We start from the raw sequence: 2198 nt of genomic DNA, 5'->3' as shown, positions 1-2198 counted from the left end.
ATAAATCATCTTTATCTTTTTGTGATAAGACTTTTGCAGCAACTTAAGCACTTCAAGGTTGTCGCCTTCAATAAACAGGTTTTCGGTAGTATCCCAGTTAACACTCTCTTCCTTGCATGGGCGCAAGGTGCCTGTTGATGGCATCTGAGCAATTTGACGTGCGAGCGCCTTGCCCTGCCAAGTGAAGCTATAGCGCTCGTCTGAATCATTAACGGTTTCACCCAGCACCGCTTTTAAGGCGTTGAAGTCAATCTTTCCTTCCGAAAATACCTCTGGGAAAAGCTGTTTAAGTTGATCGACATTTTTTTGAGTGATATCCGCACTTTTGGACTCAGGGTAATCCAGAGTGATTTTTTCAATTGTCATCAGAGGAATAGCCTGTAATAAAAAAAGCCACGCTATGCGCAGCCTTGAATTTGAACTAGTTGGTCTGGCCAACAGGTTGGGTTATCTATGGTGATCGAAGTGCTGCCCGCATCACCCAAAAATCAATCTAACATATTGATTTAACAGCGATGTAGGGTGTTGACCGACCCCGATCGAATTGAGTTGTAAACTCTAAGAGTTCACTCACCCTATAATTTTTAATAATCAACTTCATTTATCTTTCATTAATATTGTATCCGAAGTAAATCGGTTCTGGTTTTAATTCCGTTTAGCTGGGTATCTATATAATGCCTCATATTACGCCAGAGTTATTTTAATTCTGTTGTGAGAATACTTTAAAGCTTATTTATATTGAGGACATTCTTATGAATCGATTTACAAAAGTTTTATTTAGCGTTCTATTGGTATCGCTCTCTTTTTCGGGACACAGCTTTCAAGCGTCAGATGAAGCGATAAACCCATATCAAACTTTAATTACTAAGAAGCACACGCAACATAAACACGAATATGAACACGGATATGAACGCGGGTATAGTCATGGGTATGAACGCGGGTATAGTCATGGGTATGAACACGGACACTCAAGTGATCTTAAGCACTTTTACCCCTCAATCAAGGATGCCCCAAACTATCCGAAGGGGTTTAAGAACGCCAAAGATGGAGTTACTAAAAATGTTATAAAAAACAAATTATTATTGGGAAAACTAAGAAAAGAAAAACTAGGAAAATGGAGTAAAATCTATCGGGATGGTACGGTTAACGGTCGAAAAGTGTCTCTTCATTATTTTGCACATGTAAGTGGCACTCCGATATTTGATCTGGGCGTTGAGCATTACTGGAGTAATAAGACCTCGTGGCTTTAATTATATCTTGGGAATGCTGTATTCTTATGATAAAAAACTAATATTTATTGATGATTCGGAGTAAAAAATATGGAACTTAATTATCGCATTGAAGGCAAACATGCAGGTAAATTTATTAGCTTTTTAATTTTGGGGGTGCTGCATTCTCTTGATAAAAAATTAATCTCTATTAAAGAGGCAGAAGGATTTATATTCATGCCTTATGTCTCCAAGGTATTGAAAAAAGTAAAAGTATCTGACGCCTTAAGTGATGTTGATACAATAGCTGAGATTATTGATGCAGCCTGTGAACTTGAAAATGTAGAACGTATAATACCTGATACACTGTCAGACTCTATTAATGAGTTGATTGAAGAAACGTTATTGGTCATCAAAAATAGCAAAAAGATAGGAAGAGGAGTGCATAAAGAAGTTAAAGTAATAGACAGGGAGTAATACAATCTGACAATTACCCGTTTTATTTATCAATTTCAAAGCGGGTGACTGTCATCTTTTTAAATCTGAGTCTTAGGCATAAAAAACCCCGCCGAGGCGGGGTCTGAAATTAATAAGCTGTGTGACATTGCTATCACTCTTATCACAATAGCAGCATTTTTACGTACGTAAAGTTATTTTCAGAAATTACTGCATAATTGGTGTGCGCTAATATTCATTGGCTCTTTTTGGACACATTTATCCATTTCTAATGGGATATCTAACATCATCAGCATGCCTTCAATTACCCCTTCTGCTTTTTGTAGTCTCTTTCCGATGTGTCCATCAGAACAATGATGATCGCGTGCTAACTGCATGAAGGTTTTACCAAATACGTAATAGTCGAACAGTAAATCATGCGCATCGCTATTTTTCTGGTTCAGCTTTGCCATGCAGTTGGAAATGATGATGGCGTCGTCATCACAACACTGCGGGCGGGATTTAATTCTGTTAGGTATCAACCCCTTGAACCCT

At 37.9% G+C, this 2198-nt stretch carries 3 protein-coding genes and 1 pseudogene; 2 read left to right on the top strand and 2 right to left on the bottom strand.

All coding sequences use genetic code 11. The annotated features are described in order from the left end of the window. Positions 1 to 360 (bottom strand): annotated as a pseudogene (locus PSI23_RS21090) (site-specific DNA-methyltransferase); the annotation flags it as partial. A gap of 392 nt (positions 361 to 752) precedes the next feature. Here PSI23_RS21090 and PSI23_RS21085 point away from each other — a divergent pair. Beyond that, positions 753 to 1250, top strand: coding sequence for a hypothetical protein (locus PSI23_RS21085; RefSeq protein WP_273556911.1), 498 nt, complete (start codon positions 753 to 755; stop codon positions 1248 to 1250). Positions 1251 to 1319: 69 nt separating this feature from the next. Next, the gene (locus PSI23_RS21080) at positions 1320 to 1685 is read left to right on the top strand and encodes a DUF3969 family protein (RefSeq protein WP_273556910.1); all 366 of its coding nucleotides are present in this window, start codon (positions 1320 to 1322) and stop codon (positions 1683 to 1685) included. A 179-nt stretch (positions 1686 to 1864) separates the two neighbouring features. On the opposite strand, the gene PSI23_RS21075 is transcribed toward PSI23_RS21080, so the two are convergent. Continuing rightward, positions 1865 to 2198: antiterminator Q family protein (locus PSI23_RS21075; protein WP_273556909.1), on the bottom strand; the 334-nt coding region annotated here is incomplete at its 5' end.

It is taken from the genome of Xenorhabdus yunnanensis (assembly GCF_028598805.1).
GTDB classification, from domain to species: Bacteria; Pseudomonadota; Gammaproteobacteria; order Enterobacterales; family Enterobacteriaceae; genus Xenorhabdus; species Xenorhabdus yunnanensis.
The sequence above is the reverse complement of the archived record's forward strand: the minus strand, read 5'-3'. Positions and strand labels throughout refer to the sequence as shown.